The 16,639-nt window shown below is 70.5% G+C and carries 15 protein-coding genes; 7 read left to right on the forward strand and 8 right to left on the reverse strand.

All coding sequences use genetic code 11. The features are described 5' to 3' along the window. Window positions 1–134 precede the first annotated feature (134 nt). The gene (locus tag NP777_RS11920; RefSeq protein ID WP_256650092.1) at window positions 135–1,346 is read left to right on the forward strand and encodes an ADP-ribosylglycohydrolase family protein; all 1,212 of its coding nucleotides are present in this window, start codon (window positions 135–137) and stop codon (window positions 1,344–1,346) included. A 13-nt stretch (window positions 1,347–1,359) separates the two neighbouring features. Here NP777_RS11920 and NP777_RS11925 read toward each other — a convergent pair whose 3' ends face one another. Then, a complete protein-coding gene (locus NP777_RS11925) occupies window positions 1,360–2,583 on the reverse strand; it encodes an FUSC family protein (protein ID WP_256650093.1) in 1,224 nt (407 codons plus the stop codon). A 61-nt stretch (window positions 2,584–2,644) separates the two neighbouring features. On the opposite strand from NP777_RS11925, the gene NP777_RS11930 reads away from it, so the two are divergent. Further along, window positions 2,645–3,124, forward strand: coding sequence for a type II toxin-antitoxin system PemK/MazF family toxin (locus tag NP777_RS11930; protein ID WP_391858483.1), 480 nt, complete (start codon window positions 2,645–2,647; stop codon window positions 3,122–3,124). Window positions 3,125–3,165: 41 nt separating this feature from the next. Here the strand turns inward: NP777_RS11930 and NP777_RS11935 are convergent, their stop codons facing one another. Then, window positions 3,166–3,717 carry a DUF1697 domain-containing protein gene (locus NP777_RS11935; protein WP_256650095.1) on the reverse strand — a complete coding sequence of 184 codons (552 nt, stop codon included), beginning with the start codon at window positions 3,715–3,717 and terminating at the stop codon, window positions 3,166–3,168. 141 nt (window positions 3,718–3,858) lie between these two features. Between NP777_RS11935 and NP777_RS11940 the strand changes: the two genes are divergently transcribed. Further along, window positions 3,859–4,506: a uridine kinase gene (locus tag NP777_RS11940; protein ID WP_256650096.1), complete on the forward strand. Its 648-nt coding sequence runs from the start codon at window positions 3,859–3,861 to the stop codon at window positions 4,504–4,506. Window positions 4,507–4,590: 84 nt separating this feature from the next. Here the strand turns inward: NP777_RS11940 and NP777_RS11945 are convergent, their stop codons facing one another. The 4 genes from NP777_RS11945 to NP777_RS11960 form a co-directional block, all read right to left on the reverse strand. Beyond that, on the reverse strand, window positions 4,591–5,253 hold the full coding sequence (locus NP777_RS11945) for a DUF4360 domain-containing protein (protein WP_256650097.1): 663 nt from the start codon (window positions 5,251–5,253) through the stop codon (window positions 4,591–4,593). A 30-nt stretch (window positions 5,254–5,283) separates the two neighbouring features. Next, the gene (locus NP777_RS11950) at window positions 5,284–5,937 is read right to left on the reverse strand and encodes a DUF4360 domain-containing protein (RefSeq protein WP_256650098.1); all 654 of its coding nucleotides are present in this window, start codon (window positions 5,935–5,937) and stop codon (window positions 5,284–5,286) included. 350 nt (window positions 5,938–6,287) lie between these two features. Then, a complete protein-coding gene (locus NP777_RS11955; protein ID WP_391858484.1) occupies window positions 6,288–6,941 on the reverse strand; it encodes a methylated-DNA--[protein]-cysteine S-methyltransferase in 654 nt (217 codons plus the stop codon). 125 nt (window positions 6,942–7,066) lie between these two features. Then, complete coding sequence (locus NP777_RS11960) at window positions 7,067–7,948, reverse strand: glycerophosphodiester phosphodiesterase (RefSeq protein WP_256650099.1); 882 nt, start codon at window positions 7,946–7,948, stop codon at window positions 7,067–7,069. A gap of 216 nt (window positions 7,949–8,164) precedes the next feature. On the opposite strand from NP777_RS11960, the gene uvrB reads away from it, so the two are divergent. The 4 genes from uvrB to NP777_RS11980 all read left to right on the forward strand — a co-directional run bounded on the left by uvrB (window position 8,165) and on the right by NP777_RS11980 (window position 14,459). Continuing rightward, window positions 8,165–10,309: an excinuclease ABC subunit UvrB gene (uvrB, locus tag NP777_RS11965; protein ID WP_256650100.1), complete on the forward strand. Its 2,145-nt coding sequence runs from the start codon at window positions 8,165–8,167 to the stop codon at window positions 10,307–10,309. A gap of 194 nt (window positions 10,310–10,503) precedes the next feature. Beyond that, a complete protein-coding gene (locus tag NP777_RS11970) occupies window positions 10,504–11,082 on the forward strand; it encodes a TerD family protein (RefSeq protein WP_037949693.1) in 579 nt (192 codons plus the stop codon). Between the two features lie 147 nt (window positions 11,083–11,229). After that, window positions 11,230–13,212 (forward strand): TerD family protein, encoded by a 1,983-nt coding sequence (locus tag NP777_RS11975; protein WP_256650101.1) that lies wholly within the window; start codon window positions 11,230–11,232, stop codon window positions 13,210–13,212. A 242-nt stretch (window positions 13,213–13,454) separates the two neighbouring features. After that, the gene (locus tag NP777_RS11980) at window positions 13,455–14,459 is read left to right on the forward strand and encodes a TerC family protein (RefSeq protein ID WP_256650102.1); all 1,005 of its coding nucleotides are present in this window, start codon (window positions 13,455–13,457) and stop codon (window positions 14,457–14,459) included. A 90-nt stretch (window positions 14,460–14,549) separates the two neighbouring features. Here NP777_RS11980 and NP777_RS11985 read toward each other — a convergent pair whose 3' ends face one another. Next, entirely contained in the window at window positions 14,550–15,860 is a 1,311-nt protein-coding gene (locus NP777_RS11985; RefSeq protein ID WP_256650103.1) for an MFS transporter, read from the reverse strand. A gap of 121 nt (window positions 15,861–15,981) precedes the next feature. Next, window positions 15,982–16,638: an MBL fold metallo-hydrolase gene (locus NP777_RS11990; protein WP_256650104.1), complete on the reverse strand. Its 657-nt coding sequence runs from the start codon at window positions 16,636–16,638 to the stop codon at window positions 15,982–15,984. Window position 16,639 lies beyond the last annotated feature (1 nt).

The raw sequence follows: 16,639 nt of genomic DNA on the forward strand, positions 1-16,639 counted from the left end.
CTCCCGTTTTCGGCCGTTTCCTCCCGCTTTCTGCCCTATCGAATCTACCGCCGAGGGACGTCCACCGACACCTGAGATCATGTCGTGTGCATCCACACGGGACGGCATGGGACCAGGACGATGAGGAGCTGCCAGTGATCCGCCAGTCATGGGACGAGACAGCCGCCAAGCGGGCCCGCATCCGCGGCTGCCTGCTGGGCGGTGCGATCGGCGACGCCCTCGGCAACCCCATCGAGTTCCTGTCCCTGCGGTCGATCCGCGAGACCCACGGCGCCGCGGGCGTCACCACCCTGGTCCCGGACGGCAGCGGGGTCGTGGGCCGGGTCACCGACGACACCCAGATGACGCTCTTCACGGCCGAGGGCCTGATACGGGCCCACGCCAGAACCTCGTCGGCCAAGGGCCTCGAAGGGTCCGAGACCGCCGTCGTCCGCCATGCCTATCTGCGCTGGCTGGACACCCAGAACCACCCCGGGCCGCCGCCCGCCGAGGGCACCGGTGACCTGGTCCGCTCCGGCTGGCTGCGCGCCCAGCCCTGGCTGTACGCCCGCCGCGCCCCCGGCAACGCCTGTCTCTCCGGCCTCACCGCGAAGCACGTCCCCGCCCCGCGCGCCCCCCTCGACGGCACCCCCGGCCCGGTGAACACCGGCTCCAAGGGCTGCGGCACCGTGATGCGCTCGGCGCCGTTCGGCCTCACCGGGCTCGACCCCCGTGACTGCTTCGAACTCGCCGCCCGCTGCGCCCAGATCACCCATGGCCATCCGACGGGTTACTACGCGGCCGGTGCCCTGGCCGCCCTGGTCGCCTGCCTGCTCGACGGCGAGTCCCTCGAAGGCGCGACCCTGCGCACCCTGGAACTCCTCGCCCGCTACCCCGGCCACGAGGAGACCACCACCGCCCTCCGTAAGGCGGTCGACCTGGCCGCCGATGGCGATCCGACCCCCGAGAAGACCGAATCGCTCGGCGGCGGCTGGGTCGCCGAGGAGGCCCTGGCCATCGCGGTCTACAGCGCCCTGGCCCGTACCCCGGCCCAGCAGATCCTGTACGGTCCCGGCGGCAAGATCAGCTACGACCCGGCGCCCCCGCGCACCCCCGTCCAGGCGGCCCTGCTGCTCTCCGTCAACCATTCGGGCGACAGCGACTCGACGGGCTCGATCTGCGGCAACATCCTCGGCGCCCACCACGGCGACCTCCGCCTCCCGCCGTCCTGGCTGGCCCTGACCGAGGGCCGCGGCACGATCGCCGAACTCGCCGACGACTTCGCCTCCGAGTTCCACCGCTCGGTTGAGCTGTACGAGCCCTACGACGACGTGGTCTTCCCCCGCGACCGCTACCCGCTGAGCTGACCGCCCCGCGGGCTCAGACCGCTCCGGAGCCGTCCGTACGGTCGCGCCGGAGCCGGCGCTGGAGCTTGTGGAGGTAGGGGAAGCGCTCGCGCTTCTCGCGGGTGCTGCGGTCGAGCTCTTCCATGAGCCGCTTGGAGCGCTGTTCCATGTCGAGTTCGTCGAGGACGCGGTCGATCTCCGCGAGCAGGGCACCGTGCAGCTGCCACTGGCGGGGGTGCTCCTGGACGCGGCGCAGCAGGAGGTCGGCGCCGCGGTCGCGGCTGGCGTGGGCCTTGACGAGTTCGCTGGAGAGGCGGGACTCGGCCTCCTCGGCGTTGGCGCTGACCTGGGTGGTGACCAGGACGGCGAAGCTCTCGACGGCCGCGGCGAGATGGATGAAGAGGTCCTTCAGGGCATCCGCCACGTCCGAGGGGAAGAGGGGTTCGTCCGTCCGCGCCCTGGCGAGGTCGGTCAGGGTGCGGGACATGACGCGCAGGATGACGGTGCAGATCTCCAGCGTGTCCAGGCCGGTGCGGAGCACCACGCGGTAGAGCAGGCCCTCCTTGACGCGGGGGTTGAGCCGCACGCTGTCCTCCGCCTGCCGGAGGGCGGCGTCGACCTGGGAGATGTCGTGGTCGAGGCGACGGGCCTCGTGGAGCCGGGCGGCGGCGCGGTCGACGGCGATCTGACTGCCCAGCTCCTCGCCGATGTGCAGCATCAGCTGGCGCATCCGGCGGGCCAGGTCCTCGATGGACTTGCCGGCCGTCTCGACCCACACCGGAGGCGCGAGGAAGAAGTTGAAGCCCATCCCGACCCCGGCCCCGATCAGGGTCTCCAGCACCCGGTCCCAGGCGTACGTGGTCACCTGCGCCACGCCCAGGACCAGCATGGCGCTGATCGCCACCTCCTGGACCCAGTCGCCCACGCGCGTAAGGTAGCCGGCGGTCTGGGCGGCGAGGATGATCAGGCACAGACTCCACCAGGTCAGCCCCACCAGCACGCTGAAGGCGACGGCGATCAGGACGCCCACGACCACGGCCTCGACCCGGCGCAGGCTTCTGGTGAGGGTCGCGTAGAGGGTGACCTGGACGACGAGGAGGGCCGTCAGCGGGGCGGTGAGCGGGGCGGGTTCCTTGCTGAGCTCGAGGGCGACGACGTAGGCGATGGTCGCGGCCGCCGTGGAGCGCACTGTCTGAACGACGACCGGGTCATGGCGTCGTTTGACGAGTTCCGCCAGTGGGTCGAGAACATCGGGCACGTACATGCCCCTTCCACGCCGAGGGGGCCGCCATGTCATCGGGTTTCGCGGACGGGTTAACGTGTCGGGCGTGATCAGCCCATTCAACGGAACGCAGGGGACGGAGGACGGCGCGGCGCTTCCCGGAAGCACCGGCCCGGCCGCCACCGTCGAGGCTCATCCGCGCCAGGTCGGGCGGGTACGGACGGAGTACGCACCCGATCCGGACGGGGACCCGGACCCCGGCGAGATCGTCTGGACATGGGTGCCGTACGAGGAGAACGACGGCCGCGGCAAGGACCGGCCGGTGCTGGTGGTCGCGCGGGAGCGGGCCGGGACGCTCCTCGCCGTGCAGCTGTCGAGCAAGCGGCACGACGGCGACCGCGAGTGGGTGCCGATCGGCTCCGGGCCGTGGGACCGGGCCGGGCGGGACTCATGGGTCGATCTGGACCGGGTGCTGCGGGTGCACCCGGACGGGATGCGGCGCGAGGCGTGCGCGCTCGACCGGCCGCGCTTCGACCTGGTCGTGATGCGGCTGCGGCAGCGGTACGGCTGGAGCTGAGCGTGGCTCGGAGTGTCTCCGGCCGAGGCTGAGGAAACGTCTCAGCGGTCGGCCAGCGCCAGCAGCTTGGTGACCGTGTTCCAGTTGCGGGCGGTGGCCGGCACGCCGAGCCGGGCGTTGGTGATCTTCGCCGCCAGCTTGGAGCGGCCGACCCCGTCCGGGCAGTGCAGGAAGATCTCGCGGCCGATGAGGCGGAACGCCTCCGGGGCGTAGGCGGCCGGGTCCAGCGCGTTCAGCGTGGCCAGCGCGTCCTGGTTCGCGGGCGCGTCCGCCAGGAAGACCACATGCAGGGTCTTGGGCTCGGCCACGGCTTCCGGATAGGGGTTGGCCTCGACCGCCGCGGCCAGCTCGTCGCGGGTACGGACCATGACATCCACGGGAAAGCCGAGACCGGCGGCGAAGTGGTCCTCGAGCGTGCGGGCCGTCCGCTCGGGCGGGGTGCCGGGGTCGGCGAAGACGATATTGCCGGTCTGGAGGTGGACGGTGACGTCCTCGAAGCCCAGCTCGGCCATCAGCTCACGCTGCCGGGCCATGGGGAACTTCCTGTTCCCGCCCACGTTGATGCCGCGGAGCAGCGCTATCTGAGATGCCATGGCCGGAGGGTACCTCTCCCGGAGCCCCTGGGCCCCCGGCGCCTGGGGCCCCGGTCCCCGACACCCGGCCCCCCCGGCCCACAGCCCCCGGGCCCACGGCCCCCCGGCCCACAGCCCCCGGTCCCAGGGCATGATGGGGGCGTGCGGCTCGAAGCGATCACCTGGGAACGGCTGACCGACGCGACCGCCGACCGCATCGCCGCGCTGACGGCGACGGACGGCAGCCCCTGGCTGAGAGTGGCCGTCGACGGGGCACCGGCGGCGCCCACCGCCGACCTGGCGCGGGATCTGGCGGAGGCGCTGCGCATCCTCGGCCGACCGGCGCTGGTGGTCGCGGCGGCGGGGTTCTGGCGGCCCGCCTCGCTGCGCTACGAGTACGGGAAGCGGGACCCCGACGCGTACTACGACCGCTGGCTGGACACCGGCGCCCTGTGGCGGGAGGTCTTCGACCCGCTGGAACCGGGGCCGGGCGGCACCGGGCGGGTGCTGCCCGACCTGTGGGATCCGGACACCGACCGGGCGACGCGCAGTCCGTACGCCGAACTTCCGCCGGGCGGGGTGCTGTTGCTGCACGGCGCGCTGCTGCTGGGGCACTGGTTCCCGTTCGACCTCTCGGTGCATCTGCGGCTGTCCCCGGCCGCCCTCGCCCGCCGCACCGACGAGGGCGACCGCTGGACCCTGCCCGCCTTCGCCCGCTACGAGGACGAGGTGGGGCCCGGTGAGGCGGCGGATGTGGTGGTGCGGATGGACGACCCCCGGCATCCGGCCTGGCACCGCCCGGAGCCGTAGCCGGGTACGTTTCGAGGCGGTGCGCAGGGGGGCAGGTCCGGGTTGGTGCGCAGGAGTCACCTGGTGGCGGTCATCCCGTGGCGGTCACTTCTCGGCCGACGGGCATTCCTTCCAGGCGAAATGATAAGTGGTGCTCACATCGCCGTCCGTCGAGTCCATGGCGATGAAGCTGGTCGTTTCCTGGGTGTTGGACGTTCCGGCGTTGACCCGCAACTCGGTGTTGATGTTGAAGTTGCGGAGTTCACCACAGGGCGACCACACCACGGTGGCGATATCGGATATGTCGGTGGCCTGCCAGTTGTCGTCGTAGGCGCCGGTGTAGTTATGCGTGTTCGACGAGGTCTGCGACTGCCCCTGGAAGTAGTACGAGGCTTTCTGCGTGGCCGACGCACCCTTTTCCAGATGGGCGAAACCGCGGTAGTCGACACTGGCGATGGCGTAGGAGAAGCCCTGCGGCACATGCATGACCAGGCTCAGCTGACAGTTCTTTCTGAAGTCCGTCGGCTTGGATCCCTTGCCCACCTGCGCGAGATACTCGCTGTAGGTCACGGTGAAGGCCGTGTTGTCCGGGGAGACGGCGATCGCCGCGGTGCCCGCCGGGCAGCCCGACCCATTGACGGTGGCGACCGTGATCACGATCTTGTCGGGCGGCACGGTGTCGAACGGGGGTTGTGCATATGCCTGGGAAGTGAGCGTCGAGGCGAATAACGCCGCGACCACGCCGCCTGCGTACAGAACACCGGGCATGATTCTCCATTCGATGGTGGATTTACCGGGCTACCGGACGGCGGAAGGGCATTCCTTCCAGGCGAGGTGGTAAACCGTGTTGACCCCGCCGTCCGTCGAGTCCATGGCCATGAAGCTGGTGGTGCCCGCAGGAGAGGTGCCGGCGTTGACCCGCAGCTCGGTGTTGACGTTGAAGTTGCGGTCCTGGCCGCAGGGGGCCCACACCAGGGCGCTGTAGTCGGTGCTGTCGGTGGTCTGCCAGTTGTCGTTGTACGGACCGCTGAAGTCATGGGTCCGCGACGCGGTGTCCGCCGAGCCCTGGAAGTAGTAGCTCGCCTTCTCGGTGCCCTTGGCGCCCTTTTCGAGGTAGCCATAGCCCCGGTAGTCGACCTGGGCGATGGCGTAGGTGAATCCCTGCGGCACATGCACGCCCAGGCTGAGCTGGCAGTTCTTACGGATGTCGGTCGGATCCGCGCCGGGGCCGACCTGGGCGAGATAGTCGCTGTAGGTCACGGTGAACGCCGAGTTGTCGGCGGCGACGGCCACGGCCGTGGTGCCCTTGGGGCAGCCCGAGCCGTTCACCGTCTTGACGCTTATCTGGATCTTTTCCGGCGGCCCATCAGGGGCCGAGGAAACACCCTGGGTGGAAAGGACCGAGGCGAATAGCGCCGCGGCCGCGCCGCCCGCGAGCAGAACACCGGACATGGCTCTCCAATTCGATCACTTGTGGGGACGTAGTTGAGCGATGAATTTCCGATGAGCGGGAAGAGCGGGGAAGAGCGAGGAAGTGTGGGGGTGCGGGGGTGCGGGGCGTGCGGGAAGTACCGGCGGAGCGGGTGGCACGCACGATCGGTGGAGCGGGAAGTGCCGAAGAGCGGAAGAGCGTTATCGCGCGGTACGGTGCGTACGGCCGAACGCAATGAGAGCCCCATGCCCGGCTGGTGACAGAAAGCCAGGGCGATGGGCGCTCTTAAGATAGGGGTGATAGGCAAGCGCCACAAGACGGCCGCGGAATTCCGCGACAAGATATTTCCGTCCGGGGCCCGAAGAACGATTCAGAAGAGCGGCTGCGGAAGAACGCCTTCCAGCGCCAGCAGGATGCGCTTGGTCTCCAGCCCGCCGCCGAAGCCGCCGATGCCCCCACCGCTCTCCACCACCCGGTGGCACGGCACCACGACCGGCAGTGGATTGCTCCCCATGGCCACGCCGACGGCGCGGGCCGCGCCCGGCTCACCCACCCGGTCGGCGAGGTTCTGATAGCCGACGACCGTGCCATAGGGCACATGCGCGGCCAACTCGCGCAGCACCCGGCGGTTGAAGCCGGTGATCAGGGACCAGTCCAGGGAGAGGGTGAACGCCTTGGTGTTCCCGGCGAAATAGCTCTCCATCTGCCGTATCGCCTCGGCGAGATGCCCGGCGCAGCTCGGTGTGGACGGGGTGCCTGCGGTGCCGGGGGGCGCGGGTGGCACGGCGGTGGGCTCGGCGCCGAGGCGGCGGGTGAGCCTGGCGACGGCCTCGGCCGCCGTCTTCTCCTCAGCGTGGAAGACCACCTGGGCCAGCCCCCCGTCGGTGGCCGCGAGCAGCAGCGGGCCGATGGGGGTGGTCAGGACCGCCCAGGCCCAGGCGCGCGTGTCGGGCCCCGCCGGGCCCTCCCGCCGCTCCGGCCGCTCCCGCGGGTCCGGCTCTGTCTGCCGCTCTGCGATCGTCACGCCTTCAGCGTAGAACCCACCACTGACAGAACCGCCGACAGCGCCCCCGACAGCGCCCCGCCGTCCGACCGGCGGGGCGCCTCATCAGGGGCACATCACTGCGCCCCGTCAGGGGGAGCCGTGGCTCACGAGGCGTCGTCGAGGGCGTCCCGGATCACATCGGGCTTGTTGGTGATGATGCCGTTCACACCCATGCCCGCGACCGAGACCGCCTTCGGGCCGTCGTTGACGGTCCAGGTGTAGACCTCGAGCGGCTTGCCGTGCGCCCCGTCCACCGACCGCACCGCGGACACGTAGTCGGCGTCGATGGTCGTGTAGCTGGGGTTGATCTGGTCGGAGAACTCGGCGTACTCCGGCAGGTCGGCGACGGCCGGGGTGCCCAGGAAGCCGGTCTTGACGTCCGGCCGCAGCCGGTGGACCGTCCGCATGGCGTCGGCGTTGAAGCTCTGGACGATCAGCCGGCGCTTGTGCCGGTGGTCCAGCCAGCCCTCTCTTCTCAGCTCCCGCAGCGTCTGGCGCTCGATCCCCGGATAGAGCTCGGGAGCCTTGAGCTCGAGCAGGAGCTTTTGGTGGTTGTCCGAAACCCGGTCCATGTACTCCTCCAGGGTGGGCACCGCCTCGCCCTGGAACTCGGGGCCGAACCAGCTTCCGGCGTCCAGCTTCTCGATCTCGTCGAGGGTGAAGTCGGAGATCTTCCAGGGCGCGCGGTCCGGGAAGACCTGCTCGACGTCGGTGGTCCGGCTCAGCGTGGTGTCGTGCATGACGATCAGCTCGCCGTCCCTGGTGCGCTGGACGTCGTTCTCCACCCAGTCGATGCCCAGGTCGTCGGCGGCGTCGACGGCGGCCAGGGTGTTCTCGGGGGCGTACGCGGAGGCGCCGCGATGCGCCACGGTGACCGTGTGGTGGTGCGTCGTCCGGCCGGTGGCCTGGGCCGTGGCCGTGGGGAGTAAGAGCGCGGACATCCCGATGAGTGCGCCGGTTAACGCGGCGGCCGGGCGGATCTGCATACGGACTCCTCGCGTCGTCTGATTCTGGTCCGACTCATGGACGGGCAGAGGGTCCCAGATGCGCGGGGGTGGAGGATAGGTATCGGATGGGCGGAAAATTCGTGCCACGGGCGACATCACGCGTCCGGTCGTCCGAATCCGGCCGGAGGGCGGGGGTGCGGGGTGGCGCGGACGAGCGCTCCGCCGTTGTCAGTGGCGAGTCGTACCGTTGGTCTCATGCGGCCCGTAACTCAGCTCGAACGCAAGGTGGCGCCCTTCGAGGTCGTCAGCCCCTATCAGCCAAGCGGTGACCAGCCCACCGCCATCGCCGACCTCGACCGGCGCGTCCGCGCGGGGGAGAGGGACGTCGTCCTGCTCGGCGCGACCGGCACCGGCAAGTCCGCGACCACCGCATGGATGATCGAGAAACTTCAGCGGCCCACGCTGGTCATGGCTCCGAACAAGACGCTGGCCGCCCAGCTGGCCAATGAGTTCCGCGAGCTGCTGCCGAACAACGCGGTCGAGTACTTCGTCTCGTATTACGACTACTACCAGCCCGAGGCGTACGTCCCGCAGTCCGACACCTACATCGAGAAGGACTCCTCGATCAACGAGGAGGTGGAGCGGCTGCGCCACTCGGCGACGAACTCGCTGCTCACCCGGCGTGATGTGGTCGTGGTGGCCTCCGTCTCGTGCATCTACGGCCTCGGTACGCCGCAGGAGTACGTGGACCGCATGGTGCCGCTCAAGGTCGGTGAGGAGATCGACCGCGATCAGCTGCTGCGTCGCTTTGTCGATATTCAGTACAACCGCAACGACATGGCGTTCACCCGGGGCACCTTCCGGGTCCGCGGCGACACCATCGAGATCTTCCCGGTCTACGAGGAGCTCGCGGTCCGCATCGAGATGTTCGGCGACGAGATCGAGGCGCTCTCCACCCTCCACCCGCTCACCGGCGAAGTGATCAGCGACGACCAGGAGCTGTATGTGTTCCCGGCCACCCACTATGTGGCCGGACCCGAGCGCATGGAGAGGGCCATCGCCGGGATCGAGGCCGAGCTCGCCGAGACCCTGGCCCGGATGGAGAAGCAGGGCAAGCTGCTGGAGGCCCAGCGGCTGCGGATGCGCACCACCTACGACATCGAGATGATGCGGCAGATCGGCACCTGCTCCGGCATCGAGAACTACTCGCTGCACATCGACGGCCGTGAGACCGGATCCCCGCCGCACACCCTGCTCGACTACTTCCCGGAGGACTTCCTCCTGGTCATCGACGAGTCGCATGTCACGGTGCCGCAGATCGGCGCGATGTACGAGGGCGACGCCTCCCGCAAGCGGACCCTGATCGAGCACGGCTTCCGGCTGCCCTCCGCACTGGACAACCGCCCGCTGAAGTGGGAGGAGTTCCTGGAGCGCATCGGCCAGACGGTCTATCTCTCGGCCACCCCGGGGACGTACGAGATGTCCCGTGGCGACGGCTTCGTGGAGCAGATCATCCGCCCGACCGGCCTGGTCGACCCGGAGGTCGTCGTCAAGCCGACCGAGGGCCAGATCGACGATCTCATCCATGAGATCCGCATCCGCACCGAGAAGGACGAGCGCGTCCTGGTCACCACCCTCACCAAGAAGATGGCCGAGGACCTCACCGACTACATGCTCGAGCTGGGCATCCAGGTGCGCTATCTGCACAGCGACGTGGACACCCTGCGCCGGGTCGAGCTGCTGCGCGAGCTGCGCGCCGGTGAGTTCGACGTGCTGGTCGGCATCAACCTGCTGCGGGAGGGCCTCGACCTTCCGGAGGTCTCGCTGGTCGCCATCCTCGACGCCGACAAGGAGGGCTTCCTGCGTTCGGGCACCTCGCTGATCCAGACCATCGGCCGTGCCGCCCGTAACGTCTCGGGCCAGGTGCATATGTACGCCGACAAGGTCACCCCGGCGATGGAGAAGGCCATCGACGAGACCAACCGCCGCCGCGAGAAGCAGGTCGCGTACAACAAGGCCAACAAGATCGATCCGCAGCCGCTGCGGAAGAAGATCAACGACATCGTGGCCCAGATCGCCCGCGAGGACGTGGACACCGAGGAACTGCTCGGCACCGGCTACCGCAAGACGAAGGACGGCAAGGGCGCGAAGGCGGCCGAGCCGGCGGCCGGCGGCAAGGCGGCCAAGGGCGGCAAGGCCAAGGCCGCCAAGGGCAAGGCCAAGGAGGCGGTGCTGACCGACCGGCCCGCGGCCGAGCTCGCCGAGCAGATCGAGGAGATGACCGACCGCATGCGGGCCGCGGCGGCGGAGCTCCAGTTCGAGGTGGCGGCCCGACTGCGCGACGAGGTGTCGGAGTTGAAGAAGGAGCTGCGGCAGATGAGGGAGGCCGGAGTTTCCTGATCACCGGGCGCCCCGGGTCCGCACCGGGGCGCCCGTGGGTTCCCTGTGTTGCAAGACCGACACAAAAGTCCGCTCGTCCGGCCGGGGCCCTGGTGGCAGTGCATAGGGTTTTCGGAAGGGCCGTGCGTACGGCGCGGTCACGGCCGCACCCACGGCGGCCACGGGGAATCGAGAGACGAGAGTAGGGACAGCGCGTGACGGTCAACATGTCCAAGGGACAGGCCATCAGCCTGCAGAAGGCCGACGGGGGCACCCTGACCGCGGTGCGGATGGGGCTGGGCTGGCAGGCGGCGCCCCGCCGCGGGCTGTTCGGCTCCCGTACGCGGGAGATCGACCTCGACGCGTCGGCCGTCCTCTTCGCCGACAAGCAGCCGACCGATGTCGTCTTCTTCCGCCACCTGGTCAGCGACGACGGCTCGGTCCGGCACACCGGTGACAACCTCGTGGGCGGCGCCGGACAGGGCGGCGACGACGAGGCGATCCTGGTCGACCTCCAGCGGGTGCCCGTCCACATCGACCAGATCGTCTTCACGGTGAACTCCTTCACCGGCCAGACCTTCGCCGAGGTGCAGAACGCGTTCTGCCGGCTGGTGGACGAGACCAACGGCCAGGAACTCGCCCGCTACACCCTCACCGGCGGCGGGCAGTACACCGCCCAGATCATGGCCACGGTCCAGCGTGCGGGCAGCGCCTGGCAGATGAAGGCGGTCGGCGAGCCGGCCAACGGCCGCACCTTCCAGGACCTGATGCCGCACATCCTGCCGCATCTGTAAAGGCGTACCGCATCTGTCAAGGCGTATCGCCCAGGTGAGCGCGTCGGCCCGGTTGAGCAGAGCTCGCCGGGCCGACGCGCTCACCGCACCACCGCACCACCACTCACACGTACGGCACACAGCGGAACACAACGAGGGGACGCAGCCATGACGGCCGAGCTGGTCCGAGGGCAGAACCACCCGCTGCCCCAGACCCGTTTGGAGATCCGGATCTCTGCGGGCAATCCGATCGTGGCCGGGGCGACACTCGGCGATGAGCGGGGCACGGTGCACGGCGCCGAATGGGTCGCGCATCCGGCCTCGCCCCAGCTGGCCGGGATAGAGGTGCCCAAACAGGCGGCGGCCGCCCACCGGCTCGCCGTGGACCTCGACGCGATGCCCGAGCACATCCACCGGGTCACCGTGCTGCTCGCGCTGCCGACCGGCGTCGGCGGCCCGGCCAGGTTCGGCGCCATGGCCGCGCCGTTCGTCGCCGTCACCGGCCTGGACGGCACCGAGATCGCCAGCTACACCATCACCGACCTGGACTCGGAGTCCGCGGTGGCGGCCCTGGAGCTCTACCGCAGGCAGGGCGCCTGGAAGGTGCGCGCCATCGGCCAGGGGTACGCGGGCGGGCTGGCCGCCATGCTGCACGACCAGGGGCTCGCGCAGGGCGCCGACCTCGCGGCGCGGATCAACGAGGCGGTGGCCCGCGGTATGGCCCGCTCGGTCGCCCAGCCCCCGCCCCGCCCGGAGGGCGACGGCCGGGTGCGCACGGCCGCCGCGGGCGGCGGCACCGACCCGGCTCCGGCCCAGCCGCAGACCCCGCCACAGCAGTCGCAGGGCGCGCCACAGCAGCCGCAGACGCCGCCGCAGCAGTCGCAGGGCGCGCCCGCCGCCGGAGGGCCCATCAGCTACCAGCACCCGGGCCGCCGTACGGCCGCGCCGCCCACGCCCCCGCCCGCGGCGCCGCCCGCCGCGCCCGGACAGCCCGCCCAGCCGGTCGCGGGCGACGCCTCCGGCTGGTCCATGGACGAGCGGCTCTACAACCAGGTCTGGGGGATGTTCGAAGACCTGGCCCGGACGACCGCGGCCTACCGCAGTGCCGTGGACTTCGCCGAGTCCCGCATGGAGCAGGAGCTGGACCGGGTGCTCTCCGACCCGCGCACCCGGGTGGGCCCGGCCGCCGACTCCGCCCGCGCCGAGGCGCGGGCCAAGCACACCGACCTCGTCGAGCAGGCCCGGACCGCGCTCGACCGCGATCTGGCGCAGCTCATCGCCGAGGCCGAGGTGGTGGAGCCCGCGCTGCCGTACGCCTACGCCCGCTGGGACAGCCCGGTGTGGCAGGCGTACCAGGTGCCGATGGAGGTCCCGATGGCCCTGCGGCTGGGCGATCTGCACCTCCCGGAGCGCGCCGATCTGCGGATCCCCATGCTGGTGCGGCTGCCGCTGGAGCGCGGGCTGTGGATCGACGCCGGGCGTTCGGGCTCGTTGGACGGGCCGGCCGACTCCGGTGAGCTGCGCAGGCTGGCCGCGGACACGGCGGTGGCGATCGCGGCACGGATGCTGGCCGTCTATCCGGCCGGGGAGTTCGCGGTGCACGTGATCGACCCGGCGGGTTCGGCCGCGGGCTCGTTCGCGCCGCTGGTGGGGTCGGGTGTGCTGGCCGAGCCGCCGGCGGCCGGGGCCCAGGGGGTCTCGGCGGTGCTCGCCGCGCTGACCCAGCGTGTCGACCTGGTGCAGATGGCGATCCGCAGCCGGGCCACGGACGCGCTGCCGCCGGATATGGACACCGCCGAGCGGTTGCTGATCGTCCATGACTTCCCGCACGGCTTCGACGACCGGGCCGTCACCCAGCTTCGCTATCTGGCGGACGAGGGGCCCTCGGTGGGCGTGCACCTGATGATGGTCGCCGACCGCGAGGACGCGCGGGCCTACGGTCCGGTGCTGGACCCGCTGTGGCGGTCGCTGCTGCGGCTCACGCCGGTGGCCGACGACCACCTCGCCGACCCCTGGGTGGGCCACGCCTGGACGTACGAGCCGCCGATGGTGCCGCCGGGCAGCCAGGTGCTGGGCCAGGTGCTGGGGGAGGTGGGGAGGGCCGCGCAGGCGCTGAGGGCCGCGCGGGCCCGCGAGTCGTACGGCAGCTGACTCAGGTCAACCAGAGCCTGACCAGGGCTTTTGTCTTTCTCTTTACTATCTCATGGGTATTCCTGTACTCTCTTTTACGCGGAGGGGAGTACTCCTTAGCGGTGTTCCCGTCACCACGGATTCCGTCCGGCACCAGGAGGCCGGACGGAATCCCGGGGCACCGGCCCATGGCGCGGTCCACGGGCGGAAGAGACCTCCGGCAGCGACGACGCTGAGCCTGCCGTACGAATGCCGGAGGAACCGTGGACGTATCCGTGACCATGTGGGGGCTGACGATCATCGGCCTCTGCGCCCTGATCGCCGTCGATTTCTTGATAGGCGGCCGCAAACCGCATGAGGTCTCCCTCAAGGAGGCCGGGATCTGGACCGCCGTCTGGGTCGCCCTCGCCGGGCTCTTCGGGCTCGGGCTGCTGGTCTTCGCGGGCGGCCAGCCCTCCGGGGAGTTCTTCGCGGGCTTCATCACCGAGAAGTCGCTGAGCGTCGACAACCTCTTCGTCTTCGTCCTGATCATGGCGAAGTTCGCCGTGCCCACCATCTACCAGCAGCGCGTGCTGATGGTGGGTGTGCTCATCGCCCTGGTGCTGCGCGCGGTCTTCATCGCCGCCGGCGCCGCGATCGTCTCGACCTTCGCCTGGGTCTTCTACATCTTCGGCGCGTTCCTCATCTGGACGGCCTGGAAGCTCATCCAGGAGGCGCGGGCGGATGAGGAGGAAGCGGAGTTCGAGGAGAACCGGCTGCTCAAGGCGGTCGAGAAGCGGTTCCCGTCCACCGACCAGTACCACGGCACCAAGCTGTTCATCGTGGAGAACGGCAAGCGGCTGATGACCCCGATGCTGATCGTCATGCTGGCGATCGGCACCACGGACGTCCTCTTCGCGCTGGACTCGATACCCGCGATCTTCGGCCTCACCCAGGATCCGTACATCGTCTTCACCGCCAACGCCTTCGCGCTGATGGGCCTGCGCCAGCTGTACTTCCTCATCGGCGGCCTGCTCAAGAAGCTGGTCCACCTCTCGTACGGGCTGTCGATCATCCTCGGCTTCATCGGCGTCAAGCTGGTGCTGCACGCGCTGCACGAGTCCGGGGTGCATGTCCCGGAGATCAGCATCCCGGTCTCGCTCGGCGTCATCTGCGCGGTGCTCGCCGTCACCACGGTCACCAGTCTGTACGCCTCGAAGAAACAGGCCCTGGCGGAGGCGGGGAGCGGGGAGGGCCGGACCCGGGACAAGGACAGCGTCGACGTCTGACGGCGCCCGCGGCGTCACCGCCCTGACGGCGCCCGAGAGCGCCCGACGGCGTACGACAGCTGTCGTCCACCCCGGATCCGGGAGACGGGCTCACACAGCCGCCTCCCCGGCCTCCAGAGGCCGTACGGCCGATCGTCCACCATCCGGACGGTCGGCCGTCGGCCGTGTCTCCGGCAGCAGAACGAAGCAGCCCAGGCTCAGCAGCGCCACGGCGGTCAGATACGCGGCGACGCCCCAGGGCGGACCGTCGCCGTGGGACACCGCCGTCGCGACGATCGGGGTGAGCGCCCCGCCCAGGACGCCCGCGAGGTTGTAGCCGAGCGCCGCCCCCGTGCAGCGCACCCGCGCCTCGAACAGCTCGGGCAGATAGGCCGAGGTCACGGCGAACATGGTGATGAAGGCGAGCAGCGCGCCCAGGAAGCCGAGGAACATCAGCGGCGGCTCACCGGTGCGCAACAGCGCCACCAGCGGAAACATCCACACCACCACGGCCACGCAGCCCACCAGGCACATCGGACGCCGCCCGAAGCGGTCGCCCAGATGGGCCGCCAGGGGCGTCAGGGCGCCCAGGACCGCCACGGCCGCCATGATGCAGCCCAGCAGAGTGGTGCGGGCCACCCCGAGCCGCTCCGTGCCGTACGCCAGCGACCAGGTCGTGACCGCGTAGAACACGGCGTAGCCCACCGCCAGCCCGCCCGCGGTCAGCAGGACCAGCCGCCAGTGGCCGCGCACCACCTCGGCCAGCGGCGCGGCGGCTTGCTCGCCGCGCTCGGCCAGCTCCCGGAACCGCGGGGACTCGGCCACCTGGGCCCGCAGCAGCAGCCCGGCGCCCGCCAGCAGCCCCGCACCCCAGAACGGCACCCGCCATCCCCAGGACCGGAACTCGCCGTCGCTCAGCGTGGCCGACAGGGCCACCATCGTGCCGTTGGCCAGCAGAAAGCCGATGGACGGGCCCACTTGCGGAAAGCCCGACCACAGCCCGCGCCGCGCGGCGGGCGCGTGCTCGGCGGTGAGCAGTACCGCGCCGCCCCATTCGCCGCCCAGCCCGAGCCCCTGCAAGAAGCGCAGCACGAGCAGCAGGACGGGGGCGGCGATGCCGATCGAGTCGTAGGTCGGGACGAAGCCCACGGCGACGGTCGCGAGACCGGTCAGCAGCAGTGAGGCGATGAGCACCGGACGGCGCCCGTGGCGGTCGCCGAGCGGCCCGAAGAGCATCGAGCCCAGCGGCCGGGAGACGAAGCCGACGGCGAAGGTGCCGAAGGCGGCGAGGGTGCCGGCCAGCGGCGAGAAGGTCGGGAAGAACAGCGGGCCGAGGACGAGCGCCGCGGCCGTGCCGTAGACGAAGAAGTCGTAGAACTCGATCGCGGTGCCGGCCAGGGACGCGGCGGCGAGGCGGGCCATGGACGGAGGGCGGTCATGCTGCGGAGAGCGGTCGTGCTGCATGACGCGACAACCGCCCCGGCCCGCCGGGGGTCACGGGGCGTACGGAGGCGCGCGGCGCTCCTGGGCCGTGCGGGCGCCGCTACCAGCCGCGCTCGCGCCACTCCCCGAGGTGCGGGCGCTCGGCGCCGAGGGTGGTGTCGTCGCCGTGGCCGGGGTAGACCCAGGTCTCGTCGGAGAGCTGGTCGAAGAGCTTGGTCTCGACGTCGTCGATCAGGCTCTCGAACGCCTTGGGATCCTTACGGGTGTTACCGACCCCGCCCGGGAACAGGCAGTCGCCGGTGAACACGTGCGGATGACCGTGCGGATCGTCGTAGATCAGGGCGATGCTGCCCGGGGTGTGGCCGACCAGATGGCGGGCGGTCAGCTCGACCCGGCCGACCCGCAGCGTGTCGCCGTCCTCGACCAGGACATCGGTGCGTGCCGGGATGCCCTCCGCGTCGTAGCGGCCCGCGTAGGTACGGGCGCCGGTGGCCTCCATCACCTCGCGCAGCGCGCCCCAGTGGTCGGGGTGGCGGTGGGTGGTGACCACGGACGCGATCCCGCTCTCGCCGATGAGGGAGAGCAGGGTGTGCGGCTCCGCCGCGGCGTCGATCAGCAACTGCTCGTCGGTGGCCCGGCAGCGCAGTAGATAGGCGTTGTTGGACATGGGGCCGACCGCGACCTTCGAGATCATGAGATCGGGCAGTTCATGCACGTCGGCCGGTCCGCCGACCGTCACCACTCCGCTGTAGGTCATG

It is taken from the genome of Streptomyces rugosispiralis, from assembly GCF_024505145.1.
GTDB lineage: Bacteria > Actinomycetota > Actinomycetes > Streptomycetales > Streptomycetaceae > Streptomyces > Streptomyces rugosispiralis.